The sequence below is a fragment of the Nocardia sp. NPDC057663 genome, from assembly GCF_042799895.1.
Lineage (GTDB): Bacteria > Actinomycetota > Actinomycetes > Mycobacteriales > Mycobacteriaceae > Nocardia.
On record NZ_JBHVHX010000012.1, the window covers coordinates 33,972 to 59,919 of the forward strand.

At 65.3% G+C, this 25,948-nt stretch carries 21 protein-coding genes and 1 pseudogene; 12 read left to right on the top strand and 10 right to left on the bottom strand.

Annotated elements, in window-relative coordinates; translation table 11 throughout:
* Positions 1–22 precede the first annotated feature (22 nt).
* From ACFVAV_RS23280 to ACFVAV_RS23290, 3 genes are all read right to left on the bottom strand, one after another.
* The gene (locus ACFVAV_RS23280; RefSeq protein WP_379037239.1) at positions 23–1,222 is read right to left on the bottom strand and encodes a DNA polymerase III subunit delta'; all 1,200 of its coding nucleotides are present in this window, start codon (positions 1,220–1,222) and stop codon (positions 23–25) included.
* Positions 1,223–1,332: 110 nt separating this feature from the next.
* The gene (gene topA / locus ACFVAV_RS23285; RefSeq protein ID WP_379037377.1) at positions 1,333–4,209 is read right to left on the bottom strand and encodes a type I DNA topoisomerase; all 2,877 of its coding nucleotides are present in this window, start codon (positions 4,207–4,209) and stop codon (positions 1,333–1,335) included.
* A 310-nt stretch (positions 4,210–4,519) separates the two neighbouring features.
* Positions 4,520–4,726 carry a cold-shock protein gene (locus tag ACFVAV_RS23290; protein WP_019044597.1) on the bottom strand — a complete coding sequence of 69 codons (207 nt, stop codon included), beginning with the start codon at positions 4,724–4,726 and terminating at the stop codon, positions 4,520–4,522.
* 433 nt (positions 4,727–5,159) lie between these two features.
* Between ACFVAV_RS23290 and ACFVAV_RS23295 the strand changes: the two genes are divergently transcribed.
* Entirely contained in the window at positions 5,160–7,550 is a 2,391-nt protein-coding gene (locus tag ACFVAV_RS23295; protein ID WP_379037378.1) for a DEAD/DEAH box helicase, read from the top strand.
* A gap of 298 nt (positions 7,551–7,848) precedes the next feature.
* Here ACFVAV_RS23295 and ACFVAV_RS23300 read toward each other — a convergent pair whose 3' ends face one another.
* From ACFVAV_RS23300 to ACFVAV_RS23310, 3 genes and pseudogenes are all read right to left on the bottom strand, one after another.
* Positions 7,849–8,226: an Rv3654c family TadE-like protein gene (locus ACFVAV_RS23300; protein ID WP_379037240.1), complete on the bottom strand. Its 378-nt coding sequence runs from the start codon at positions 8,224–8,226 to the stop codon at positions 7,849–7,851.
* Positions 8,223–8,537, bottom strand: coding sequence for a TadE family type IV pilus minor pilin (locus ACFVAV_RS23305; protein WP_379037242.1), 315 nt, complete (start codon positions 8,535–8,537; stop codon positions 8,223–8,225). The genes ACFVAV_RS23300 and ACFVAV_RS23305 overlap by 4 nt, the downstream gene beginning before the upstream one ends.
* A gap of 41 nt (positions 8,538–8,578) precedes the next feature.
* Positions 8,579–8,713: pseudogene (locus ACFVAV_RS23310) on the bottom strand (DUF4244 domain-containing protein); the annotation flags it as partial.
* Between the two features lie 212 nt (positions 8,714–8,925).
* On the opposite strand from ACFVAV_RS23310, the gene ACFVAV_RS23315 reads away from it, so the two are divergent.
* The gene (locus ACFVAV_RS23315; RefSeq protein WP_379037243.1) at positions 8,926–10,602 is read left to right on the top strand and encodes a recombinase family protein; all 1,677 of its coding nucleotides are present in this window, start codon (positions 8,926–8,928) and stop codon (positions 10,600–10,602) included.
* 13 nt (positions 10,603–10,615) lie between these two features.
* Here ACFVAV_RS23315 and ACFVAV_RS23320 read toward each other — a convergent pair whose 3' ends face one another.
* The gene (locus ACFVAV_RS23320) at positions 10,616–11,101 is read right to left on the bottom strand and encodes a hypothetical protein (protein ID WP_379037245.1); all 486 of its coding nucleotides are present in this window, start codon (positions 11,099–11,101) and stop codon (positions 10,616–10,618) included.
* A 171-nt stretch (positions 11,102–11,272) separates the two neighbouring features.
* Here ACFVAV_RS23320 and ACFVAV_RS23325 point away from each other — a divergent pair, with 171 nt between their 5' ends.
* The 5 genes from ACFVAV_RS23325 (at position 11,273) to ACFVAV_RS23345 (ending at position 13,291) form a co-directional block, all read left to right on the top strand.
* Positions 11,273–11,428, top strand: coding sequence for a hypothetical protein (locus ACFVAV_RS23325; protein WP_379037246.1), 156 nt, complete (start codon positions 11,273–11,275; stop codon positions 11,426–11,428).
* The gene (locus ACFVAV_RS23330; protein ID WP_379037247.1) at positions 11,425–11,715 is read left to right on the top strand and encodes a hypothetical protein; all 291 of its coding nucleotides are present in this window, start codon (positions 11,425–11,427) and stop codon (positions 11,713–11,715) included. The genes ACFVAV_RS23325 and ACFVAV_RS23330 overlap by 4 nt, the downstream gene beginning before the upstream one ends.
* Before the next feature lie 112 nt (positions 11,716–11,827).
* Positions 11,828–12,046 (top strand): hypothetical protein, encoded by a 219-nt coding sequence (locus ACFVAV_RS23335; RefSeq protein ID WP_379037248.1) that lies wholly within the window; start codon positions 11,828–11,830, stop codon positions 12,044–12,046.
* A 74-nt stretch (positions 12,047–12,120) separates the two neighbouring features.
* Positions 12,121–12,291, top strand: a complete 171-nt coding sequence (locus ACFVAV_RS23340) for a hypothetical protein (protein ID WP_379037250.1) — start codon at positions 12,121–12,123, stop codon at positions 12,289–12,291.
* Positions 12,272–13,291: a hypothetical protein gene (locus ACFVAV_RS23345; RefSeq protein ID WP_379037251.1), complete on the top strand. Its 1,020-nt coding sequence runs from the start codon at positions 12,272–12,274 to the stop codon at positions 13,289–13,291. The genes ACFVAV_RS23340 and ACFVAV_RS23345 overlap by 20 nt, the downstream gene beginning before the upstream one ends.
* On the opposite strand, the gene ACFVAV_RS23350 is transcribed toward ACFVAV_RS23345, so the two are convergent.
* On the bottom strand, positions 13,292–14,404 hold the full coding sequence (locus ACFVAV_RS23350) for a helix-turn-helix domain-containing protein (protein WP_379037252.1): 1,113 nt from the start codon (positions 14,402–14,404) through the stop codon (positions 13,292–13,294).
* 1,915 nt (positions 14,405–16,319) lie between these two features.
* Here ACFVAV_RS23350 and ACFVAV_RS23355 point away from each other — a divergent pair.
* The 5 genes from ACFVAV_RS23355 (at position 16,320) to ACFVAV_RS23375 (ending at position 23,074) form a co-directional block, all read left to right on the top strand.
* The gene (locus ACFVAV_RS23355; RefSeq protein ID WP_379037254.1) at positions 16,320–16,445 is read left to right on the top strand and encodes a hypothetical protein; all 126 of its coding nucleotides are present in this window, start codon (positions 16,320–16,322) and stop codon (positions 16,443–16,445) included.
* Positions 16,446–16,703: 258 nt separating this feature from the next.
* The gene (locus ACFVAV_RS23360) at positions 16,704–17,630 is read left to right on the top strand and encodes a hypothetical protein (protein WP_379037255.1); all 927 of its coding nucleotides are present in this window, start codon (positions 16,704–16,706) and stop codon (positions 17,628–17,630) included.
* A gap of 224 nt (positions 17,631–17,854) precedes the next feature.
* Positions 17,855–18,004 carry a hypothetical protein gene (locus tag ACFVAV_RS23365; protein ID WP_379037256.1) on the top strand — a complete coding sequence of 50 codons (150 nt, stop codon included), beginning with the start codon at positions 17,855–17,857 and terminating at the stop codon, positions 18,002–18,004.
* Positions 18,005–22,789, top strand: coding sequence for a tape measure protein (locus ACFVAV_RS23370; protein WP_379037257.1), 4,785 nt, complete (start codon positions 18,005–18,007; stop codon positions 22,787–22,789). It abuts the gene before it with no gap.
* Between the two features lie 51 nt (positions 22,790–22,840).
* The gene (locus ACFVAV_RS23375; protein WP_379037259.1) at positions 22,841–23,074 is read left to right on the top strand and encodes a hypothetical protein; all 234 of its coding nucleotides are present in this window, start codon (positions 22,841–22,843) and stop codon (positions 23,072–23,074) included.
* Positions 23,075–23,772: 698 nt separating this feature from the next.
* Here the strand turns inward: ACFVAV_RS23375 and ACFVAV_RS23380 are convergent.
* Both ACFVAV_RS23380 and ACFVAV_RS23385 read right to left on the bottom strand, forming a co-directional pair.
* On the bottom strand, positions 23,773–24,393 hold the full coding sequence (locus ACFVAV_RS23380; protein ID WP_379037379.1) for a type II secretion system F family protein: 621 nt from the start codon (positions 24,391–24,393) through the stop codon (positions 23,773–23,775).
* Between the two features lie 180 nt (positions 24,394–24,573).
* A complete protein-coding gene (locus tag ACFVAV_RS23385) occupies positions 24,574–25,362 on the bottom strand; it encodes a type II secretion system F family protein (RefSeq protein WP_379037260.1) in 789 nt (262 codons plus the stop codon).
* Positions 25,363–25,948 lie beyond the last annotated feature (586 nt).

Here is a 25,948-nt window from a genome sequence, read left to right on the forward strand (position 1 = left end):
GCCAGAACGCGAAAACGGGTGGTCAGGTGGAGCGGGCGACGATCAGGGTGGCGACCATGGCGGCGACGGCGAAGCGGGGTTTCACGTTGAGGTCCAGCGCTTCCCGGCATTCCAGGACCGCGTCGATGCTGCGGAGCAGACCCTCGGGGCGGACGCTGGAGGCGAGTTCGGTGATCTCGTCGGCCATGTCGGGGTGGGTGAGGGTGATGGTCGCGCCGCGGCCCGCGAAGCGCATCGCGAGGGCGTCGCGGTACATCCCGGCGACGTCGATGAGGGCGCGGTCGAGTGCGTCGCGGCCGGTGCGGGTGGCGCGGGACTTCTGGCGGCGTTCGAGGTCCTTGAGCACGCCCGCCGAGCCACGGGTGGCCGAGGCCGCGCCCTTGCCGGTACCGCCTGCGCCGAGGGCGGTGGCGAGTTCGTCGCGTTCGCGGTCATCGCGTTCGGCGCTCATCAGCTTGGCTTCGTCGTCGGCGGATTTCACCAGCTCGTCGGCGGCGGCGTAGGCGGCGCCCGGCCGTTCCGTCGCGCCGACCAGGGCGAGTGCCCGCTGACGTCGCTTGCGCGCGTCCTCGTCGGTGGCCAGGCGGCGTGCCCGGCCGACATGACCGCCGCTCACCGCGGCCGCCCAGTCGGCGGTTTTCGGGTCGAGCTGGTCGCGCTCGCGCAGCACCTGCGCGATGGCGGGCACGGTGGGTGTCACCAGGTGTACATGCCTGCATCGGGAGCGCAGGGTGACGGAGATGTCCTCCGGGTCGACCGTCGGCGCGCACAGGAGGAACACGGTGCGGTCCGGCGGCTCCTCGACCACCTTGAGCAGGGCGTTGGCCGCGCCCTCGGTGAGCCGGTCGGCGTCCTCGACCACCACGATCTGCCAGCGCCCGGTACTCGGCCGCCGGGAGGCGATCTGCACGATCGCGCGCATCTCCTTGGTGCTGATGCTCAGCCCCTCGGGGATGATCCGGCGCACGTCGCCGTGTGTACCGGCCATCGTGGTGGTGCAGGCGTGGCACCGACCGCAGCCGACGATGTCGGGGTCGGTGCATTGCAGGGCCGCGGCGAAGCACAGCGCGGCCACCGACCGCCCGGAACCGGGAGGACCGGTGAACAGCCACGAATGCGTCATCGCCCCGGTGACGACGCCCGCACGGGCCGCCGTCGCGGCAGCCGTCAGCTCGGCCTCGACCACGTCCTGGCCGACCAGTCGATCGAAGACACCTGCCACGGGAGACACCCTAGTCGCGCACTACGACAGATCGACGGACGGGCGCAGGACGACACCGTCGCGCCCGTCTACCGGGCCGGCGCAACGTCGACCCGCGGTCGTGCCGCGAATCAGCTCTCTTCCGTACCAGCGGTTTTCGCTGCCGCCTTCTTGGCCGGAGCCTTCTTCGCCGCCGTCTTCTTCGCCGCGGTCTTCTTGGCAGCCGTCGTCTTCGTCGCCGCCGACTTGGCCGCCGTCTTCTTCGCGGGCGCCTTCTTGGCCGCCTTCTTCGCGGGCGTCTTCTTCGCCGCCTTCTTCACCGGGCCACGTGCCCGGCGATCGGCCAGCAGCTCGGAGGCGCGCTCGTCGGTGATCGACTCGACCTCGTCGCCCTTACGCAGGCTCGCGTTGGTCTCACCGTCGGTGACGTAGGGACCGAACCGGCCGTCCTTGATCACCATCGGCTTGTTCGTGGCCGAGTCGTTGCCCAGCTCGCGCAGCGGCGCCGCGCTGGCCGCCTGCCGACCGCGCCGCTTCGGCTCGGCGTAGAGCTTGAGCGCCTCGTCGAGGGTGACGGTGAACAGCTGATCCTCGGTCGCCAGCGACCGCGAATCGGTGCCCTTCTTCAGGTACGGGCCGTAGCGGCCGTTCTGCGCGGTGATCTCCTCGCCCGAGGCGGGATCGTTGCCGACCACGCGCGGCAGAGACAGCAGCTTGAGCGCGTCGTCGAGGGTGATCGTCGCCAGATCCATCGACTTGAACAGCGAGCCGGTGCGCGGCTTGACCTCGGCCGCCTTCTTGGTCGTCTTCTTCGCCGGCGGCGCGGCCGGGTCGGGCGCGGGCGGCTCGGGCAGGATCTCGGTGACGTACGGGCCGAAACGTCCTTCCTTGGCGACGATTTCGTGCCCCGACACCGGATCGACGCCGAGCGCACGACCCTCCTGCGGCGTCGAGAACAGCTTCTCGGCCACCTCGGGCGTCAGCTCGTCCGGCGGCAGATCGTCGGGCAGGTTCGCCCGCTGCGACACCGGATCACCGTCCGGGTCATCGGGATTGACGATCATCCGCTCCAGGTACGGACCGAACCGGCCGACGCGGACCACGACATCGCGGCCCTCCTCGTCGACGAACATCTTGATCGAGTTCACTTCGCGGGCATCGATGTCGTCGAGCTGCTCGCCGACCATCTTCTTGAGGCCACCCGAGCGCGCCACCGAGCCCTCGGCGCCGTGATCGCCACCGAAGTAGAAGCTGGACAGCCAGTTTCCGCGCTGCTCGCGTCCGCCGGCGATCGCGTCGAGGTCGTCCTCCATCGCCGCGGTGAAGTCGAAGTCGACCAGTCGGCCGAAGTACGCCTCGAGCAGACCGACCACCGCGAACGCCACCCACGACGGCACCAGCGCACTACCGCGCTTGTAGACGTACCCACGATCGAGAATGGTCTTGATGATCGACGAGTACGTCGACGGACGGCCGATACCGAGCTCTTCGAGCGTCTTGATCAACGAGGCTTCGGTATAGCGCGCAGGCGGATTCGTGCTGTGCCCGTCCGGAGTCAGCTCGACGGCGGTGACGCCCTGGCCCTCCTCCAGTGCGGGCAAACGGGATTCGGCGTCGTCGGACTGACCGCCCGCCTCCTCGTCGACACTCTCGACATAGGCCTTGAGGAAACCGGGGAAGGTGATCGTGCGGCCAGAGGAGGAAAACACGCACTCCTCGCCGGTCCGGGCGGTGCCGGTGATGCGCAGGGTCAGCGTGGTGCCGCGCGCGTCGGCCATCTGGGAGGCGACGGTGCGCTGCCAGATCAGCTCGTAGAGCCGGAACTCGTCCTGGTCGACCTTGGACGCCAGCTGCCCCGGGGTCATGAACGTGTCACCCGACGGGCGGATCGCCTCGTGCGCTTCCTGCGCGTTCTTGACCTTGCGGGTGTACTGGCGCGGCGTCGGCGAGACGTACTCCGCGCCGTAGAGCTGCGTGGCCTGCGACCGCGCGGCGGCGATGGCCGACTCCGACAGCGTGGTCGAGTCGGTTCGCATGTAGGTGATGTAGCCGTTCTCGTACAGCCGCTGGGCCACCCGCATCGTGCGCTCGGAGCTGAAGCGCAGCTTGCGGGCCGCTTCCTGCTGCAGCGTCGAGGTCATGAACGGCGGGTACGGCTTGCGCGAGTACGGCTTGGCCTCGGCGGAGGAGACGACCAGGTCGGCGCCGTCGAGCGCCTCGGCCAGCCTGCGCGCATAGGCCTCGTCGAGCACGACGACACCGGAGGCCGACTTGAGCTGACCGTCGGAGCCGAAGTCACGGCCGGACGCGACCCGGTCGCCCTGGACCTGGACCAGGCGCGCGCCGAAGGTGCGCGGGTTGGTCGAATCGGAGTTCTCGTCGACACCGGCGTCGAGCTTGGCGGCGATGTCCCAGTACTCGGCGGAACGGAACGCCATGCGCTCGCGCTCACGCTGCACGATGACGCGGGTGGCGACGGACTGCACGCGGCCCGCCGACAGTCGCGGCATGACCTTCTTCCACAGCACCGGGCTGACTTCGTAGCCGTAGAGGCGGTCCAGGATGCGGCGGGTTTCCTGGGCATCGACCAGATCGTTGTCGAGTTCGCGCGTGTCGGCGGCGGCGGCGAGGATGGCGGGCTCGGTGATCTCGTGGAAGACCATCCGGCGGACCGGGACCTTCGGCTTGAGCGTCTCGAGCAGATGCCAGGCGATCGCCTCGCCCTCGCGGTCGGGGTCGGTGGCGAGATAGAGCTCGTCGGCGTCGGCCAGCAGGCTCTTGAGTTCGGAGACCTTGGCCTTCTTGTCCGGGCTGACCACATAGATCGGTTCGAAGTCGTGATCGACGTCGACACCGAGACGCGCCCAGGACTGTCCCTTGTACTTGGCGGGCACGTCGGCGGCACCACGCGGCAAGTCGCGGATATGACCCACCGAGGCCTCGACCGTGTAGTTACGGCCCAGGTACGGCGCGATCTTGCGGGCCTTCGTCGGGGACTCGACGATCACGAGACGACGCAGGGGACGCCCCTGGTCGGCTGAACTGCGGTCTCGTGTTGCCACCGGCGAACACCTTCCTTCTAGATCCGCGCGTCGGGAGGTCCGCTCGGTGCGCGGCTGGGGCAGACGGCGCGACGTTCGGACATCGCCACCAGTGACGTTTATACCCTGCGCACTTGGGTAGCTGCGTCCATGGCAGCCGGCGACGCGGGTTCGCAACCCTCTCGAGCAGCGAAGTTCCGGGCGACTTTACCCGGAAATGGCTCGTCCCCCACCTCCGCACAGGAGATGGGGGACGGGCGTTGATTCGATTCGCAGCTCAGGAGAGCGCGCGAACGCCGGTGGCCTGCGGGCCCTTGGTGCCCTGGCCGACCTCGAACTCGACCTTCTGGTTCTCCTCGAGGGTACGGAAGCCCGTGCCCTGGATCTCAGAGTAGTGGACGAAGACGTCAGCGGAGCCGTCCTCGGGCGCGATGAAGCCGAACCCCTTCTCCGCGTTGAACCACTTCACAGTTCCCTGTGCCATTCTGTTCCTTCTCTTTCTTACCGGAACGGCGGACAACTGGGTTCGTCCACCGGGTCCGTTCCGACCGCTGTACTGTTGGTCCCCCTGCAAGGAAAGCCTGAGCACGGCGTTCGCAACATCGATCCTGCTGATGGTTGGACTTTCGATCCGTCCCTCGAACACAGAAGCTTGCGACCAGGACCCAGTGAACCATGTCTCCGAGCAATTCAACAGTCGAGTTACCGACAATTTGCAAAATTCTTGATCTTGCGAATGTGCAGGTGAGGGACCGATTGGGTGAATCCGTACTTTCAGTCTGTTTGCTTAGCGATAACCGGGTGAGCTTCCAGCAAACATGCTGTGACCCAGGTCGCTATTGGGTTACGAAATCGCAGGTAGTGCTTGCCGCACACACACGTTTCACACTTCCGGCGTGGCGCGAGAGGGCTATGGGATGAATCCGACAGGGCGGACCGAGGTCCGGTCGCCGGTAACGAGCGAGAGCTATGGGCGATCGTTGCTGAATCGTGTCCTGGCAGAGGCGGCTGCCGGCGGCGACCCGTTGACCCATGTCGCGGAGCTGCCCGCCCAGCGAGCGCGCACCACCGATTGGCCGGCGTGGGTGCCATCGGAGCTGGTCACAGCTCTGAGTGCGACCGGGATCGAGCGGCCGTGGGAGCACCAGACCCGGACAGCGGGCCTCGCGGTCGACGGAAAGCACGTCGTCGTGAGCACTGGGACCGCGTCCGGCAAATCCCTCGGCTACCAATTGCCGGTGCTCGCCGCCCTGCACGAGGACCAGCGCGCGACCGCGCTGTACCTGTCCCCCACCAAGGCGCTCGGCGCCGATCAGCTGCGCGCCGTCAGCGGGCTGATCCACGACAATCCGCTGCGTGAGGCCCATCCGGCCGCCTATGACGGCGACACTCCCGCCGAGGTCAGGCAGTGGGTGCGGGCAAATGCGCGCTGGATTTTCACCAATCCCGACATGCTGCACGTCGGGATGCTGCGGTCGCATCAGCGCTGGGCGCGGGTGCTGCGCAACCTTCGCTATGTGGTGGTCGACGAATGCCACTCCTACCGGGGCGTGTTCGGTTCGCACGTCGCCCTCGTGCTGCGCAGGCTGCGCCGACTCGCCGCGTTCTACGGCGCCGACCCGGTGTTCATCCTGTGCTCGGCCACCAGCGCCGACCCCGCCGCCTCGGCGAGCAGGCTGATCGGCGCACCGGTCACCGCCGTCACCGCCGACGCTTCACCCCGCGGCGCCAGGACGGTCGCGCTGTGGGAGCCGCCGCTGAGTGCGGCGCTGACCGGGGAGAACGGCGCGCCCGTCCGGCGGACCGCGACCGGGGAGGCGGCCAAGATCATGGCCGGCCTGGTGGCCGAGGGCGCGCGGACGCTGACCTTCGTCCGCTCCCGGCGCGGGGCCGAACTGATCGCGCTCGATGCCCGCCGCGTGCTTGCCGAAAGAGCACCTGAGCTGCAGGAACGGGTTGCCGCCTACCGCGCGGGTTACCTGGCCGAGGACCGGCGCGAGCTCGAACAGTCGCTGTCGGAGGGCACGCTGCTCGGCGCGGCCAGCACCAATGCCCTCGAACTGGGCGTCGACATCGCCGGTCTCGATGCGGTGGTCATCGCCGGTTTCCCGGGCACGGTCGCCTCGTTCTGGCAGCAGGCCGGACGCGCGGGCAGACGGCTGCAGGGCGCGCTCGTCGTGCTGGTGGCCACCGACGATCCGCTCGACACCTACCTGGTGCACCACCCCGCCGCACTGCTCGACCGGCCGATCGAGGCCACCATCACCGACCCGTACAACCCCTATGTACTGGGACCGCAGCTGCTCTGCGCCGCCATGGAACTGCCGCTCACCGACGACGAGGTGACCGAGCTCCGGGCCGGCGACGTGCTCGCCGACCTGGCCGGACACGGGCTGATCCGGCGCAGGCCGGGCACCCGCGGTGCACCCGCACGCTGGCACGTCACCGCACACACCCATCCACACGACGCCGTCGACGTGCGTGGCGGGCTCGGCACGCCGGTCGCCATCGTCGACGCCGAATCCGGACGGCTGCTCGGCACAGCCGACGCGGGCCGGGCGCCCGCCACCCTGCACGAAGGGGCCGTGCACCTGCATCAGGGCGAGACCTATCTGGTCGACGAACTCGACCTCGACGGCGGCGTCGCCTTCGTCAACGAGGTGGACCCCGGCTTCACCACCAGCGCCCGCCAGGTCACCTCGATCACCATCGAAGCGGTGACCGAGGAACACGTCTTCGGGGCCGTCACCACCGCATCCGCGCAGGTCGCGGTCACCAATCAGGTCATCGGCTACCTGCGCACCCTGGTCACCGGCGAGGTACTCGACCAGGTCGAACTGGATTTGCCCGCGCAGACCCTGCACACCAAGGCCGTCCTCTACACCGTCACGCCCCAGCTGCTCGCCGCCGCGGGAATCTCCGAGGACGAGCTCCCCGGCGCTCTGCATGCCGCCGAACACGCCGCAATCGGCATGCTGCCCCTGGTCGCCGGATGCGACCGCTGGGACATCGGCGGCGTCTCCATCGCCGAGCATCCCGACACCGGCGCACCGACCGTGTTCGTCTACGACGGCCAGCCAGGGGGCGCGGGCTTCGCCGAGCGTGGATTCGCCCAGCTCGCGGAATGGCTGGCCGCCACGCTCAGCGTCATCCGCAGCTGTGGCTGCCAGGACGGCTGCCCCTCGTGCGTGCAGTCACCCAAGTGTGGAAACGGAAACAACCCGCTGGACAAGGACGCCGCGGCCCGGCTTCTCGTCGCCGTTCTGGGCGAGTTGCGTGCCCACCCAGGCCCGGCGCCTGTTTCGTGATGCCGCCGCGGTGGTGATGTGACCGGCGCTATACCTCACTACGAGAATGCTGGTCGCTCGACCACATTTGCGTTGACCAGCGCCGACGGGTCCGCGCCCGACCACCCCGGGAATAAAAAGGACGACTCTTCTGTTAACTGACCCATTGCCGACACGAGCGCGGGTTGGCCAGATCATTGTTTTCATTTAGTTCTCTCCGTTTAAAAACAATGCCCAGGCGAATTCGGAGAACGAGCTCCGGTTAATTTCGTATTAGTTCGGCGCGGAACAACCACCGACCAGTGATAACACTTCTGTGTCACCCGATCTCATCCACCGGACCTGCGCGGGCAGCAGCGGAGACCGTGCGCACACCGAACACTCCGAATGGCGCATTCGCCTCCACCACGACCACGACATCCCACTGCTCCACCGCGCACCGTTCCATGCGCACACCCATCCGCCGGCCGAGCTCCCCCGCCTCGGCACACGCCGCCTCGGCCCCTTCGGCCAACACACTCGCGGCCCCCAGCGCGCCGAGGTCGGCCGCGGCCTGCGCCCGATGCCGGGCGACCACCACCACACCCACCTGACCGATCACCATGGTCAGTGCGATCAGCCCGGCCAACGCCAAGCACGCGAACGCCGTCGCACCGCCGGCGTCCCGGGCGAGCCGCCGCGCCACCGAGCCGGTCATCGACCGACCCCAGGCTCGGCGATCGCGACCGCCTCGGCGCGCAGCCTGAGTCCGGGAAGCAGCGGTGTGCCCGCGGCGACCGCGGCCACCACCCGATCGCCCTCACTACGGACATCGACCACTGCGCCGGGCGGTGCGACGGTCCTCGCTGCGGCGACAGCGTGAGCCATGTCGCCCCGAGCGGCCAACCGGGCCGCCTCGCGAGCCGCGTCGACACAGCGCACTTGGGTCGACGCGGCCAGCAGAGCACCGATGCACAACACCACCGCACACACCAGTGCGGCGAGGGCGATGGCGGCCTCGACCGTCACCGCACCTTCGTCGTCAGCGAGAATACCTGTGCTGCAACGCTTTACACACTCGTGTTGAGTGCCTTGTCGATGATCTGGGTCAACGCGTTGACGATGCTGTCCCCCGTCACAACCCCGTAGAGCACCGCACCGAACGCCGCGGCCGCGATAGTGCCGATCGCGTACTCGACTGTTGAGGTTTAACACCATGAGAGGATGCCCGGATGGACACGCTGTACTGCGGAAAGTGCTTCGCAAAGGTTGAGGTAGGCGAAGACGGCCGATTGGTCCAGCACTTCAAGGTAACCGCCAACGGTCACCGCAAGTGCCCCGGCAAGACGGGGACCACGAGCAAGCCCCGTTCTATCTCTGTCGTCTCCGGCGGTGCGCCGACGCTGGGGAACCAGCGATGACGACGACGGCGCGTAAGCGCGCACTGATCGTGATCCGGCTCTCGCGCGTCACCGACGCCACTACGTCGCCGGAACGCCAGCTGGGCGAGTGCCGGGCACTGTGCGCGCAACGAGACTACGAAGTCGTCGGCGTCGCGGAGGACCTGGACGTGTCCGCCGGGCAGACGGCCCCATTCGACCGGCCGCAGCTTGGCGAGTGGCTCAAGCCGGAGCGGGCGCACGAGTACGACGTAATCGTGTTCTACCGGGCTGACAGGCTTGTCCGCCGGGTGTTCGACCTTGCCGACATGATCCGGTGGTCGCGGGCGAACCGCGTCACCCTGGTGTCGGCCACAGAGTCGCACTTTGACCTGTCGACCGACTTCGGCGACATCATCGCTCTGTTGGTCGCCAAGGTGGCAGAGATGGAGCTCAAGGCCATCTCCGAGCGCAACCAAGGCACGTTTGACTACAACCTCCGCGAAGGCAAGTGGCGCGGCGGAGTCCCGCCGTGGGGTTACCTCCCCGGCAAGGACGACAAGGACGAGTGGCGGTTGTTCCAGGACCCGACACAAGCCGACGTGATCCGCGAAGTAGCCGAACGGGTTCTAGAGGGCGAGCCGCTGCGTGTGATCGCGCGGGACCTCACCGACCGCCCGGTGTTGACTCCGAAGGACCGGTTCGCGGAGCACCAGGGCCGCGAAGTGCAGAACTACGAGTGGCACTCCGGCGCGCTCAAGCGCGCTTTGTTGAGTCCGACGCTTCTAGGCCACGTCGTCACGCGCGAGGTCGAGACCGACGAAGACGGGCACGTGGTTCTCACCGGCAAGGGCAAGAAACAGTTCGGCCCGGAACTCGTCCTTCGGAACGACGACGGCTCACCGCTGGTGCGGTCGGAGCCGGTGTTGTCCCGGGACGTGTTCGACCGTGTCGGCGCGGAGCTGAGAGCCCGCGAGAACCGGAAGGAACCGACAGCGCGGTCTACCTCGCTGGGTCTCCAAGTGGTCTTCTGCGGCGTGTGCGGGGAACCCGCGTACCGCCTCAAAGGCGGCGAGGGCCGGGCAGCGCGCTACCGGTGCGCGTCGGCCCAGAAGCGGGCGCAGTGCTCTAACCGATCGCTGCCGCTGGAGTACGCGGACGACGCAATCAGCGGCTTCGTCCTGGGAGTGCTCGGAGACTCCGAACGCCTTGCACGCCATTGGGATTCAGGGTCGGACCACACCGCAGAACTGGCCGACATCAACGCGACTCTTGTCGATCTCGTGGGGCAACTGGGTACCGGCGTGTACCGCGCCGGTACGCCACAGCGGGCCGCGTTGGACGCGAGTATTGCGGCGCGCGCCAAACGGCAAGAGGAACTGAGCCGGGAGGCTGTGAAGCCTGCCGGTTGGACCTGGAAGCCGACAGGCGAGAAGTTCTCCGACTGGTGGGAGCGACAGGACACGGAAGCGCGCAACATCTGGCTTCGAACGATGAAAGTTCGGGTGGGGTTCAACACGTCAACCAACGATCGCGGCCGGGTGCAGATCGACGGCCTGAGCGTCGACCTGGGCGACATTCAGACACTGACGCAACAGGTTTCGCCCGGAGGTACAGCGACGAGTCTTGCCGACGCCTTCGAGGCGATGCGCCAAGCGGGTGTTGAGGGTGCCGAGATCGGGCCAGACGGAATCCGGCTAGCCGAACCCGCGTGAGCCGGGGCCGGGCTCAGCTTTCGAGCAGGGCCCGGCCCTTGTCGGTGAGGACACCCCCGGCGGTGCCGGGACGGCCGGTCATGATCCCCCGGCTTTCGTCCTTCGCTTGCCAGAGGTGGCCGCGCACAGTGGCCGCCGACTTTCCGAGTAGGTCACCTAGATACTTCGTCGGGTGCTTCTGGCCGCTCTCCACAGCGTGGATGTACTCAGCGGCCACCAGCGCTAGGTACTTGTCTGTGATGCCTTCGGCGAGCGCGGCGCGGAGCCGCTTCGGGTTGGGCTTGTGGGCCGCTCCGGCACCCTGCCGGATCGACTCCACCGCGTCGCGGAAATTGATGTCACGCAACAGCGTGGAGGAGATACCGCCGACCGGCGACGCGGTCGGGTCGACAGGCTCCACAGTGAGCCGCTGGGGCCCGCCCTGGGTACTGCCGTCCGGCCACTCCATGGTCACGCGGTAGCCCTTGATTTCCACGGTGACCGTGTTCTCAACTCCCATGGCCGGAGAGCTTATCCGGCGTTAACACCGAACCCCAACGTCTATACCAAACAGGATTGTCAACACGTTGTGACAATCGCCACGACCAACCAGTTAACCAAACTAGTTGGCTTGGTCTACAGTCGTCGTTGTCGGCACCAGGGCCGACGCCGGACGAGAGGTAGCAACACCATGGCGAAGAAGACGAAAACGTACTCGGTTGAGGTCTTCGGCCTCACCAAGCGGCAGGCCGAGACCCTTATCCGCGAAGCTCTCGCGGGCAAGTACGCATACACCGTGAACGAGGCGGAGACCTCCGCTGCCGACAACGAAGGCGACGACCAGTGACCGCGCCGACTGTCTTCCCGGCCGACGCCCTGAGCCGCGTCGGGGAACGGTTCCTGGCCGTGTGTGAGGTCGAGGACTCCGGCGAGTTGTCGATCATGACCCGTGGCGACCACGGGCACGCGTCGGCACACCGCCGGATCGCCCGGGAGTACTTCGGGGTTCCGGTCGTCCAGGTCATGACGACCGGTTACGTTTCAGAATCTGGCGAAGCGCTCGCGCTGACAACGTGGCTGCCGAAGCCGGGCCGCGTGCCCGTGCCGCGAACGGTCTTTGTCAACGTAGCTTGACCATGAAGTAAGGGCCGCCGGGGATGTAAGAGGCATCCCCGGTGGCCTTCCAGAGGCTATCAAGGATTGGACATAGCAAGTGCGTATCTCACACGAGGGTTGGCTATCCGCTGTGGTCGAAGAGTTCGGCGACGGCCGCAAGGTTCTGATTGTGCTGCGGTCGTCCTGGCTCACCGAAGAGTCACCGTTGTACGCGGAGGTGGCCGCGTACCTCGCGGCGCACCCTCACACCCTGGAGTTCGAAGAACACCGCGCCGATGCCGACATCGAAGGCGGCACAGCGGTTCTGACTCAGTACGAGATTCACCCGGAGCCGCACAGCGGCCCCTAGAAGCCACGTAGGCGAATGAAAACCCGATCGGGGTACCTCTGGGTACCCCTTCGGCATTTCTGCGATAGGAAGCGATGAAACTAGAGAAGCGGTTCGACCGCGAACGCGGCGGCATCAACTACCGCCTTACCGGCCCGAACACGAGCCGGTTCCTACTGTTCCGCGAAGACGAACTTCGCGAGCTCGCCGACATCATCAATCAGACCTTGGAGGGTCCCAACCGAAGTGCTGCACCAACTACCTGAACGTACGCGCCAACTGCTGAACGGCAGCATGACGCGAGATACGACATTCAAAGCCATTGGCTCCGTTGCCTTCACGTGCTACCGGCGAGAGTTCCAGTTCGAACAGTTCTCCGAACTCGTCTGGAGTTCGGAGCTGGGCCGGACGTTCGTCACAGAGCAGAGCCTCAAGACACGAGCGCAGTTCAACAAACAGCTTCGGCGTGCGTGGGACTACACCGAAGACAACTTCGACCATGGCTACGAGCACGAAGCCGCCGAGTACGACGAGACAGTCAGAGAGCGTCTAGCCGACCTACTGACACGAGTGCAGGCCGCACCCTGGCCGGGCCGGGGCGGCAACTCTGAGCGAGCTACAGCCGTCGCGCTGGTGACGCTCGGACACGAAACGAACCGCTACACAGTGGACGCCAGCGTTCGGGAGCTAGCGACCCGGGCAATGATCGGGCGTACCGCTGTCGGCAACGCGCTTGGTCGCCTTGCCACCCATAGACTGTTCACCAGGACCCGTCCAGAGGTCCGGGGAGACTCCGACACTTTCCACCTGGAACTCGACTGGGTTCCGTTGTTACCAATAAGCGGACACACAAAGTTGTATGGGTCCCAAGAGATCACTTTGTGTGTCCCGGTATTGGTACTAACAGAGCATCCGGCGTTCAGCGCCGGAGCGCTCGGCAAGTCGGCCGGGCGCATCTGGGAGTTCTTGTTGTCTCGGGTCAACCTCGAAGTTGGCCCGACCGTGGGGGAAATCCAGGCCGGTACCGGACTGAGCGCGAACTCAGTCCGGGCCCACCTCAAGAAGATGGTTGCCAACGGCCTTGCCGACAAGCAAGGCCAGAGGAACGCCACCTACGCGGTGAGCCCGCGTGCCGACCTTGACCGGGTGGCCGCCGAGTACGGCCAAGCCGACTACGAGGAACGAACCCGTGCACGCTTCGAGCGTGAGCGGCAGGGTTACGCCGCGCTCCGGCGGCAGCAGGAACAGCCTGCCGACGTGGCTTAGTCAGCCGGTGATTTCGGACATGAGCATGCGCAGCGTCAGAGAGTGTTTCTCCGGCGGCAGCGCGTCTAGTGCTGCCTGGGCATAGGCGATACCGGCGTCACGGTCTCCAGCCCGTACGAGCATCAATCCGCGGTGCATCTCTAGGTGTGTCTGGAACCTGGGGAGCGTGGCGGGCAGCTCCCGCCGGGCTTCGTCCTGAGCGTCTACGGCTTCGGTCTCGTCACCGAGACGGGCCCGGAGCAGCGACCGGAAAACGCCTAAGCGCCAATGCGGCACCGCGTAGTCCGAGGCTTCGCCGTCTTCGGACCCGGCTTGGTCGAACACGCGTCGGCCCTCGAGGTCGAGCGCCCGTGCCGTGTCGGCGTCGCCCACGATGGCGGCGGCGTGTGCCTTGCCGTACAGAGCGTTCAACCGGCCCAGCGAAGGCCGGTCGGAAATCGCTAGAGCCTGGTTCGCGAACATGTCCGCTATGGGCAGCGACGCGCCTTCGTACCCGAGGGCGATAGCGGCCCGGCCGCGTACCCACACGCGGGTGTCTACGTCGCCGGAGCGGTCGGCCGCTTCGGCTGCCATCCGGTACCACTGGACGGCTTTGGAGCCGTCCGAACCGGGATGCGTCTTTGCCCACAGAGTCATCAACCGCGAAGCGTGCGCCCACATGGTCGGCTGGTTGCACTGTTGTTGGATCACTGCGAGGTCTACCGCCAACCGGCGTTGGATCTCAACGGCTCCCTGAGTCATGTAGTCCGAGCCGTAGCCGACCAAGGTGTGTGCCCAGTGCTCTACGGACGGGCCAGCGCCTTGAAGGCGGGCCGTAAACCCTTGTGCCAGTAGATCGGACGCAATCCCGGGCGCGACCGCTGTAGCGGCGAAACTGGCTAGGAACTTGCGTCTATCCACGTCGTTCTCCATCACTGCGAGCGGAACGTCTAACACGGCGGCTAGGTGCCGCAACCAGAACGGGGAGGGCTGGTACTTACAGGACTCCCAACGCCGCGAGATGTATTCCCGCGAGATGGGAACTCCGGCGCGCTCGGTGAGCGCGTCGGCTAGCTGAGACTGCGACCAGCCACGCGCGGCCCTGAGATCGCGAATGAGCTTCCCAACCGTCATAGCTTCATCATGCCCGCGTGAACGCTGCTGCGGCAGGCTGCCACTAGGAATGCCACTGGGGGCAAACATCACTGAGCGGAACCCTGGACACCAACGGTCACGGCAGTTGAACCCGATTCGCTGCCGTGACCGGAACTCAAGTCACGAGGAGGGGAACCGTGCTCCCACAACGGACACCGAGGGCGATTGATCCGCCCGCCGAACCGATCACGGTTGCGCCGCCTGAGATCGTCAGACGGCTACTGATCGCGCTGGCTCAGTGGGAGCCGAAGCGGCAGGCATCATGACCAACCCGACGAGAGAGCGGTTAGACGCGCTCGCGGCGCGTGCTGCGCAACGGTCCATGACTGTCCAGCCTGCACCCGAGGGGTTCCAACTCGCGAACCCGTGGCGGGTGGTCTGCTGCGGCAGCCTCGATCAGATTTCCGATTGGTTGACCTCTGCCGAAGAACGGGACTCGTAGAGATGGGAACAGCCATGGATGACGACGCCTTAGCGGGGGAGCTTCGCCCTTCCCTGATGAGTGAAACCCAGCGTGCAATAGACGCGGTGATGCGTAAGCACCGCGCGGAGCACGGTCGAGACGAGGTACGAGCCGAGCAGATTGGAGACCGTTTGCACGGATGACTACGAAGCCCCCGGATTCAGCCGTCAGCTACCGGGGGCTTCTTGCTGCCTGCCGTCGCTCGGAGAGGGTGTCTCACCTACCTTGCGGTTGCATGCCTGATCAAGCTAGGTACGGGGTCGCCGCCGGCCTGAGTCCCGTATCACCTAAATCCACGATCCGGCAATGACCTACGATCGTTGGCGGAACCAGAAACCTAGTCTGGTCTGCCAATCGAATACCCCGGAGAGGCCCGGCCCCACGAAGGCCGGGCCTTTGCCGTTTCTGGGTGACGTCCGTCACGGCGAATTCTGTTCACCTGGGAAAACGTCGAAACCGGTAGAACCAGTAGAAGGTATATACAAGTGTAGGGAGGGAGCGCTCCGGAATTAGTTTCCGTGAGCTTCGTCACTCTCATTTTAGTCCACCTGGGCTTTTGCAAAATCTTGTCACGGCTGTCACGCCTATATACACGTGAGCGGTTGAGACGCACGCCCTTAGTGGGTGAGCGTGCGGCTCCCGACGCCGACCGGCTAATCGCTACCCCGGTCGGCTCAGTCTCCCTTGCAGGAGAAAGAACGTTGTCTCTACGTCGAACACTGCAAGGTTTCCTGAGCTTATGCGATGAGGGTTGTTGTTCCCCTTGCACAGCGGAGTTCGGGACGGGCACCGGGTATGTACGGTGCCTTTCAAACTTTCTAGACGCCCACACTGGGGCGTCTTTTATTTGCGCACCTGCAATGACGCTATTGCATAGAGAGGAACGGCACATGTCTATGTGCAGCAAAGGGCACGTAATCAACAGTGCCGCTGATAGGTATTCGAACCGTACGTGCAAGCGCTGTGCGCGTGCGTCGTCGGCACGATACCGCGCCAACTGCATTGCGGCGTACCGCCTAGTGCGGGCCGCCGAAGCAATCGACAACTAAGAAAGCTACGGAATTGGTTAGGTGGTGAATAGTGGCTAGCTGGCTCAGTGAATACGGCCGGTTGAAGAACCCGACCGATGCGCAGAAACGCGAAGCGTTCGATGCGTGGTACGACAATCCGGCCAAGGTGGAATACCGGCGAGTCCGAGAAGCCGGAGGCGGAGAGGTTCTATCTCGCGAAGAATCCTTCGAGCTGTTCTCGCGTAGGTGGCGATAAAGCCGCCTGAATGGCTCTGTGAGCGACGTACAGGCGTCGCCGGTCACTCGGGTAGGGCTCGGGTATTCCGGCCCTTAGACGGGCAAGGTTTTTGATTAGTCCGGGTAGGTCCGGCCGGAGTCTGGATACTCCGGCCACCTCCGGCAGTAGTAGGCAAAGGTAGTCATGTACGAAGACGAAGACACCGGCACTGTGTATAGCGAAGCCGCCGACAATGCGCGGCTAGCTCGACTGGTGCAAACCGGCTGGATTGATACCAGCGCGGAAATCGAAAGAATGTCCGGCTACTAATCGGACAAGGGCCCGCGGTTTCTTATATCCGCCGGGCCCCACCCCACCGGGTTACCCCTCCCCCATGGCAGGCACGTCATATTCTCTGTCATAGCGTCCACACACGCACGCGGTAGGGGGAGTGGGGGTAGGGGAATGCCGCCGAGGCGGAGAAAAGCGGCCTACGGGCTCGCTAGAGGGCATTAATAGCCCTTCGAATTCACTCACTCATTTCAGGTGTAGCGACACCTGCAACAAAGGACTTGAAACTAGATGACAATGACGAATATTCCGGCCTGGGCAAGCGGGCAACTCCGTTCGTACGCACGTGACCCTGAGATTTGGGCCGCGCTCGAATCGCGGCCGGGATTCAGTGATGCTGTCGCTGTGGCGGACGAAGCGAGCGCAATGCTCGACAGTCTGACGCAAAAGCGGGCAGAGCTTACAGACGGGCTTACTCCGGAAACGATCCTGGGCACTGGGAAGATTCCGCCGTCGTGGCTTGACTCGATCGCAGCTAAAGCGGTCGAGCGCGAAGCGGTCAAGCTTCAAATTGATGCGGTCACTTCTCTACGCAGTGTCGCGCATGACAAGGTTCAGAATCTTGTGACCGAGTCCGGCGAGGAAATCCTAGCCGTGCTCGGTGAGCGAATGACCGCCGTTGTCGACAAACTACAGGCCGCCGTCAAGGAACTTGGTGCGGCGAATGATCCGCTCGAAGCTATCCGGCTAGGTGCCGGTGAGGCGTGGCTCAAGGTCGAGGAGGCACGCAAAGAATACGGGCGGCTCCGTGCCGCACAAACAACCGTGCACACCTCCAGCGGTAGCCGCTGGGCTGAAACTTGGCAGCGGGCGAAGAAGGGCAAGGCCGGTGGCCGCGATATCCCGTACTCGTCGTACGCGATTATCAAGAATCTTGACGAAGTGTTCCCGAACTTCGGTTACTCGCACGAGGACGGGTTTTCTCCGTGGACGGTTGATATTGACTTTTTCCTTGTGGAGATTGTGAAGCGCGGCGGCGCACTCTGGGTGCCGACAGAGCGTGAGCTTTCCGCCCACCTTGCGGAGCGTCGAGACTTCTTCGAGCGTGAGTTTCACGCCGCGAAGACTCTGTGGACTCGGAGCCCCGGCGAATACGAACAGCGCATGAACGCCGGTGAGTTTCACCCGGCGGTGACGCTACGGGTTCGGGATGAGTGCCGGTAGTCCTGGCGCGTGTTCGTGCCCGGTGTACGCCGTGTTCGGGTCGCTGCCTGTCGGCGGCGGCCCGCGTCACCGTGACATTATCCGGCGGCCCTCCATGTGGGAGACACACCGGTTTCTGTGTTACCCGGCCGGTGTCACTACCGGCCGAAGCCCTAAAACTCAACCGCTACCGGCGGACACCTCGCGGTGCCATCGGTGCGGCTTACTCAGAGAGACACAAACCAATGACTGACGAGAACGTCAACGAAGAAACTCAGCCGACCGCACGCCAGCGCGGCGAAGCGTACGCGGCGAAGAAATTCGGCGACCGGCACAAAGTCGAAATCAAAGACGACTACACCCGGCAGTATCTACAACGCCGAGGATGGCTATAAGTGTCCGGTAATGGTGTTGAACTCGCTACCGCGTATGTAAGCCTGGTAGTCGAGTCTTCGAAAATCCCCGGTGAGGTCAATAAGACACTTACCGGCCTACAGCCACAAGCGCAGCGAGCAGGCGAAGGAATCGGAGCCAAGCTCGCGGGCGGTGTCGGGACAACGTTTAAGACCGCTGCCGCCGGTATTGGCTTGATCGCGGGTGCCGCTATCGGTACCGCGATCAGCAAGGGTTTTACCCGCATGGTCGCCATCGACGATGCGAAAGGAAAGCTAGCCGGTCTGGGCCACGAAGCCCAGGGCGTTGCGTCGATTATGGCGAGTGCGAACGCGGCCGTGCGGGGTACCGCGTTCGGTATGGGCGAAGCCGCTACGGCGGCGGCCTCTGCGGTAGCCGCCGGAATTCAGCAAGGTGAGGCGCTGACCAACTACCTAAAAGTAGTTGGTGACACTGCCACGATCGCGGGCACCGACCTTGCAACAATGGGCAGCATTTTTAACAAGGTGCAGACCAGTGGCAAGGCGTATACAGACGATCTGAATATGCTTGCCGATCGCGGCATTCCTATTTTTCAGTGGTTGCAGCAGGAATACGGCAAGTCTGCCGAAGAACTCTCTAAAATGGTCAAAGACGGCAAAGTGGACTCTGCCACTTTCCGCCGTGTGATCGAGGAAAATATTGGCGGTGCCGCGCTGGAGTCGGGTAAGACTCTGCGCGGATCGTGGAAGAACATGCAGGCGGCCCTAGGCCGTATCGGTGAGGCGGCTATGTCGCCGTTCCTGGATATGGCGAAGTCGAGCCTTGCCGGGATTACGGCATGGGCCGACCAGGTAAAGCCGCATGTTGAGAAAGCGGCCAAATACGTTGCCAACGGCCTCACCGAGATGGGTGCGGCGTTCCAGTCGCACGGCAAGAGTATCGAGGGCCCGGCGTCGAACTGGGAAAAGTTCGGCGTCAAAGCTAGGTACGCTACTGACGGCCTCAAAGGTATTTTCTCCCTGCTGAAAGACGGCCGGTACCTGGGCAAGAATATGACTTTCGGATTCGAAGAGGATTCGAAAGTCGTTGACTACATCCTTAGGTTCCGTAGCGCTGTCGGAAAGCTAGTGGATGCCGTCAAGTCGAAGGACTTGGACGGGATCAAGGGCATGTTCGAGGCTCTACGCGGCGGCAAGATCGACGGTTCCGGATACACCGAAGTCGAGGGCATCGGCCAGACCCTGACTCAAACGTTCCGCAAGCTTGCCGACGCCACCAACACGGTTGGCCGGTCGCTGGCGTCGATGCTCGGAGACGCGGGCGTCGTCGGTGCCGAAGTCCTGGAGTTCTTCGGCCGACAACTTGCCATGGTTGCCGACAACACGTGGTTGGTCACTGCCGGTTTGTACGCGTACGTCGGCGCGATGGTCGCGACCAAAGCCGTACACGTCGGTTTCGAGGCTATGGCGGCCTTCCGCTCGATGCTGGCACCCGCCACGATCAGCGCACAGCTAGCTCTCTCCCGCGCTCTGGTGGCGCACAACGCTGCCATCCGTGAGTACCTAGCGTCCATCGGTCGCGAGGTAGCGGTTACGCCTGGTGTGATCTCCGGTCGTCTCGCGCGTGCGCGTGCGTGGGCTACCGAGACCTACGCCGCCAACCAGGCTTCGTCGGCACTGACGCGGTTCTCTGCTCTCGCCACACAAGCCGCGGTGAGCACTACCGGCCTGAACGCCGCCTTGATGCGCGGTGCCGCTTCGGCTCTCGCGTTCGGTGGTCGTGTGCAGGCTGTTGCGACTACGGCTATGGCCGGGCTTCGTAACTCGGTGGGTGGGCTTATGTCCATGCTCGGTGGTCCCTGGGGCATTGCTCTAGCCGCTGCCGGTGTCGGCTTGATGGGCCATTTTTCCGCCGCCGACCAAGCGAAGCGGGTGCACCAAGCACTAGCCGACGCTGTGGTGAAGGGCGCGAAGGCTCAGACGTCGTTCAAGGACGCTGTAGCGGCCTCTAACGGTGCTTTGGATGCTTCGGGCATCTCTGCTGCCTCCAAGTTGGTGCAGGCGAACCTAGCGTCGATCACAGAGACGGCCAAAGAAGGCCAACACTGGTGGATCAGCTTGCAGAAGCACGTGTTCACGTGGAACGCCTCCGAGGTGAACGCGCAACACGCGGCGGTGCAACGTTCGATCGACCAGAACGACACTCTTCGAAATGCGCTGTCGGCACAACGCCTGGAGATGGACGACCTAGGCAAGATCGTTGCCGAAGGCGGCGCGAAGTACTCCACGTTGATCGGTGCCCTTGAGGCGACCGGCGACGCCGGGGCCGACGTGGTGGCCGCGATCAAGCGGACCCGTGCCGAGATTCAGACCGCGACCGACGCGGCGAAGAACTCGACTCCGGGCTTTGGTTCGTTGTCGGATGCGGTGAGGAAGCTTGCCGACGAGTCGGCCACGGCCGACGACCGCATGAACTCGCTGAAACAAGCGCTTGACGCGATCAGCGGGAAGCCGGTCGAACTCGAAGACGCGATGCAGTCTTACAACAAGGCGATTCGCGATGTCACCGACTCGACTAAAGCCGCTTGGGACGCTTCGGACGGCTTCGGCGAGTCTCTGGTGGACAAGGTCACTGGTGGTATCGACACCACCACAGAGAACGGCGACAAGCTCCGGACGAAGCTTCTAGAGCTTCGAGACGAGACGTTGAGGGTTGGCGCTGCCGGTGGCGACCTGGGCCCGGTGTTCGCGAGGAACGAAACGGTTCTGGCCGACCTCGCGCGGGCGACCGGGTTGTCTGTCGAGCAGATGAAAGCGCTTGCTGAATCGGCCGGATATGTGCCGTCCAAGATTGAGCTTCTGATTGCGTTGAAGGGCGCGACGGAGGCAAAGCAAGACCTGACGACGATCCGAACCATGTTGGGCCGCAACGAACTAACGATTGACACGAAGCTGCTTGGCTCCGATCAAGTGATCCGTGACATTCAGGCGGCCGGTGGCAAGGTCGAGGAAGTCGCCGGGAAACCGGGTGTGTTCCGCGTCGATGCTCCGAACGTGGCGTCGGTGATCTCGAAGGTTGACGATCTTCTAGCCAAGATCAACGCGCTTCCCGCGAACAAGACAGTCAAGGTGACGTACGCGGAGGCTACGGCCTCCGGCGAGTGGCGCGCTCCGATGAAGCTGCCGCAACAGCGCGCGGCCGGTGGTCCGATCTTTGGCCCTGGTGGTCCGACTTCGGACAGCGTCCCTGCGTTGCTGTCGGCTGGTGAACACGTCTGGACAGCGGAGGAAGTGGCAGCGGCCGGAGGACACGGCGCGATGCTGGGTCTACGGGCCCGCGCCAAAGCGGGCGGCTTGGCCTTCGCTGCCGGTGGCACCCCCGACTACGTGACCAAAGCCGTAAGCGCGGCGCGGTCGGTTGAGGGCAACCTCTATGACTGGGGCGGCGTCGGGCCGACCCGGTTCGACTGCTCCGGCTTCGTCGGCTGGTTGCAGCAAATCTTGATGGGAGTCGAAGCCCCCACCAAGCGCCTGTACACCACGATGTCGTTGCTTGACGGAGCTACGTCCGGGCTTGAGTCCGGCCTAGGCCCGGCCGGTACTTGGTTCAAGGTCGGTGTGTCGCAAGACCACATGGCCGGAACTCTGGCCGGTCTCGCTGTCGAGTCCGGCGGAGCGTTCGGTACCTCTGGTGTCGGCGGTAACCGGGCGAAGGCGACAGACGGACAGTTCCCGTGGAAGTTCCACCTACCGAACGAGTTGATCAAGGGCTATGGCTCTCTGACGACCGGCGGCAAGTTGGTGGAGTGGACAGACCAGGACGAGCGCGACCTAGAGCGCGCCCGGATCGCTGTCACGGAGGCCAGGGAACGCCGGGATGAGGTCTACGGCAACGCGGACTCCACAGACTCCGAACGCCGTCGAGCTGACTTGGACGTGGACGACGCCGAAGCGAAGGCGGTCGACAAGCAAGCCCAGAAGGACAAGCAAGGGACCACCGAAGGCGGGGAGCGGGTCGCTCCGCAAGCCCCCGCGCTCACGGAGGCGTACAACGTCGAGAAGGCCGCCCGTATCGACGCGCTCCAAGCGGTCGAGGAAGCCAACGCCGCACGGAACGAGGTCTACGACGATCCGAGCAGCACGGACCTGGACAAGGCCAAGGCTGACCAGGACCTAGCGAAGGCTCAGGAGGAAGCGAACGCCGTGTCGAACTCCGAGAGTTCGGCGGCCACCACGGTGCGTGGAATCTTCACCAACGCCGCTTCGTCGGCGGCTGGTGTCCTGTTCGACGCCGCGAAGGAAATCTTCCTACCCGACGCCGTGGCCGACTCTCACTGGTGGGACGTTGCCGACGAAGTCGTCTCGCTGGCGAACAGCGACACAGACGACGACGGCACAAGCAATGTTGCCGAAATCCTAAGTGCGGTAGGAAGTTTCAACCTCACAGATGTGATGAAGCAGCAGGGCTACAACGGTGACACCCCCAAGTGGGCGTTGAACGCCAAGGTGTTCGACTCCGGCGGCTGGTTGATGCCGGGTGAGGTCGGCGTGAACTTGTCGAGCAAGCCTGAACCGATCTTCAACAGCCCGTCTCAGCTTGCACAGTTCACCGCTGGTGCGAGCTTGGATCCTCCGGCGGGTGCGTATGCCCCGGCGTCGATCGAGCGGCTAGAGCGTGCAGCGGGTGAGCTCGCGGCAGCTGCCCGTCAGCCGCACGTGACCTTCCAAACCGAGAACATCAACGGTGCTATGCGCGCGTACACCTTCGAGCAGAACAAACAGACGGCGAAGAGTCGTCGCCGGTAAGGCTGTCAATGGCCCGGCCGGTAGGGCCGGGCCGGGGCTAGCCTGATCACCGTGGTTGATCTGAGCAAGGCGGAGCCCGCCGACCGGGGTATCGCTTGGGTGGTGAAAGACCCGCTGTTCCAGTTGTTCATGGTGGGGCAGACGTACGGGCGCGAGACCGCGTTTCGCTTGTTGCGCAACGACTTAGACGCCTTCGTCATCGCTTGCGTTCCGTTGCCGCCCGTGACTGCTCGCTGCCGCAACGGCCGTACGTGGGAAGTCGTTCGGGCCCACCCGGGCCACTGACGGGCCAACCGGTTCGGCATGGGTGTTTGCTTGACTGCTGTCCGGCCTGTACGTTGGCCGGTACAGAACGACCCCGGCAGGCACTCGCAATGCCGACCGGGGTCTAGGCGAGGAACCTGGGCTTAGCAGACTCCGCACCGTACGCACAGCGTATCGCGAGGTATCGACAGACCCGCCGCTGTGCGTGCGCCCGTGCTTACGGGTGGGCCCGCTCACCCCGGGTGCCGTCGCCCGTTGTGGGGCAGATGCAATCTTTCCGATGACACGAAGCTGACCGGTGAAGGCAGGCCCGGACGGTCTCAGCGTGGTTGCTGGCATGGATAGCGGGATTCCCCCGTGCGTTCCTAGCTTCGTGCAGTATCCCGGCCCTGACGCGCCTGATAATCCCTGGCGCGTGTTCATACCAACCGACGCGGAACGTAGCTGTCCGACCGAGGCGTGAGGTGATCCCGTATCCAACGCGGTACGGGGTACGCCCTGCCCTAGCTCCACTTCGCGACACTCCCAAGGTATGGGGTGTAATCTCCAACAGTCGAGTACTCTGCGGTGGACATGCCGTCGTCGTCGATCAGTAGGCGCGTGAGCCGCTCCTTCGCCCCTATATATGCGGCGCGTGCGAACGTCATCGTGATCCCCTCTCCTTCCACACCACGCGGCCGATCCGCGCGGTGACGATTCGCCGGCCTCGCCGAGGCCGGTCACAGCAGTCCGCCGTCGCCGAGGACCCGATCGGCCAGGCCGATCACGACCGGGACGATGCCGAGGCACACGAAGGCAGGCAGGAAGCACAGGCCGAGTGGCCCGCCGATCAGCACGCCCGCACGTTCGGCGCGCGCGACGGCCGCGTCTTCCACTGCTTCACGACGCTGGTCCGCCAGTTCGCCGACGGCCGCAGCCAACGAGGACCCCGAACGCGCCGAGCGCCGCGCCATCCTGGCCAGCGACTCGACCTCGTCGGCGCCCGCCGACCCGACCGCATCCGCCGCGGCACGCTCCCACGCCGTCGCCGCATCAGCACCGAGCGCCAGCAGATCAGCTGCGCGCAGCAGTGCCGCCCGCAGCACCGGCGGCGCCGTCCCCGCACTGGCCCGCGCCGCCGCGGCCATCGGCAGCCCAGCCCGTAGACAAGCGGCCAGCAGATCGAACGCCGATGCCGACCCGAGCGGATCCACCTCCGACGTGCCGCGCGCTGTCTCCGGCGCACCCGTCGGCGACCGCCCGAGCGCACGCACCCGCCGGCTCACCGCCACCCGCCCCGGCAACACAACCACAGCCACCGCCGCGACCAGCAGCGCGACAGGTGAAGGCGCACCCACCATGTCCTGCACAGCAATCCCTCCCCATGACGTTTTCGACCAATCGAACTGCCGGGCAGCAGCGCCGTGGCCCAGCCGATCACAGCCACAGCTCGACCGTGTGCCCCCTCTCGACCGTGTCCCGCTGGTTGTGCACAGCGTCGTCGACGGCGTGCAACCGGGGCACAATCGGATGCCCACCGGTTAGGCCGTTCCCCGGCGGGTGATCACATCTGTCCACAGCAATCCACAGCAGGCGAGGGCCGTGCCGAGCGGTAGGAGAAGTTCACCGGCGGGTGAGGCGAAGAGCACCGTCAGGGGAGCCGCGCCCATCAGCTGGCCGAGGCCGATGCCTACCAGCGGGAGGCCGGCCAGGACGGTGGCCGAGGCGCGGGCTCCCGCGAGAGCCGCTTCGGTTCGGTCACGGAAGCGAACGCGGCCCAGTAGGTCGGTTCGCGCCGCGGCCAGCAGCTCGGCGAGGGCGAGGCCGTGTTCTTCGGCCACCCGCCAGGCGACGGCGATCCTTGACAGTTCCTCGGCGACAATCGAATCCGGGTGGAGCCAACCGTCGGCACCGGAGCCGCCGAGTCTGCTGCGCCCCGCGCTGATCCCGAGTACCCGTGCAGTCTCGCCCCGCGACTCGGCTGCCGCGGCCTCCGCCGCCGCGCTCGGATGCGCGCCCACCCGCAGTTCGCCGACAACGGCCTCGAGCCCGGCCAACAGGTGACCGCACTCCGCTCGACGGGCCCGCTCACCACGACCGCGCCGATTCCGCACCGCGACGGTGACGCCCACCATGAGCGCCGCCAGTCCCGTCCCGATCCCGAACGCGAAGGCCGTACACGCCAGTCCGATTCCTGCACACCACTCCACAGGTATCCGTCTCGCCGCACGCGCACCGCCCGCATCGAACAGCCGACGAAAGCGCCGCCGATCGCCCGCAGCGGGAAGCATCAGCACCGCCACCGCGCAGCAGAGCAGTCCGATCGCCATCGCCACCCCCGTACCGGCCTGTAGTGCTGTGCCACAGAATGTTTCGCGTCGATTCCGGACTGGCTGTCGATGCGGACGTCGGCACCACGGTCCGGGGACGAGTGGCCGCCTGCGCGGCAACCAGGGCCGATTCCGCAACGGGCGCACGCTTATTGGGCAGTACCGCATCCACAGCAGCGAACGCCACATCGAAACCGGAACCGCACAGGCGATCCGGCCCGTCGCCCCCTGCGCCCAAGAACGACACCGGCACCGCGCCGCCGAACGGTGACACCCCGACTCGCGAAGTCCCCTTGGCGGGCACCACCGTGCCAGAGCACACGCTTGATCCCACCCGTGACGATTGCCTTCGCCTGCCACCTGACCGTCGACCATCACTCGCACACCGATCCCGCAGGTGCGCCCCGGTCGCTACCCGAACCACTCGCGTCAGCCAGCTGCGCAACCGAACCGATCGCACCCCACCGGCGCCCGCACCGGGCGATCCTGCCACCGTGCGGCTCTGAGCCGAGCGCCAGTCACCGGCCTGCGGCGACGCACCATCGCCGTAGACCGGCCACACACCAGACCCACGCGACCCCACCGC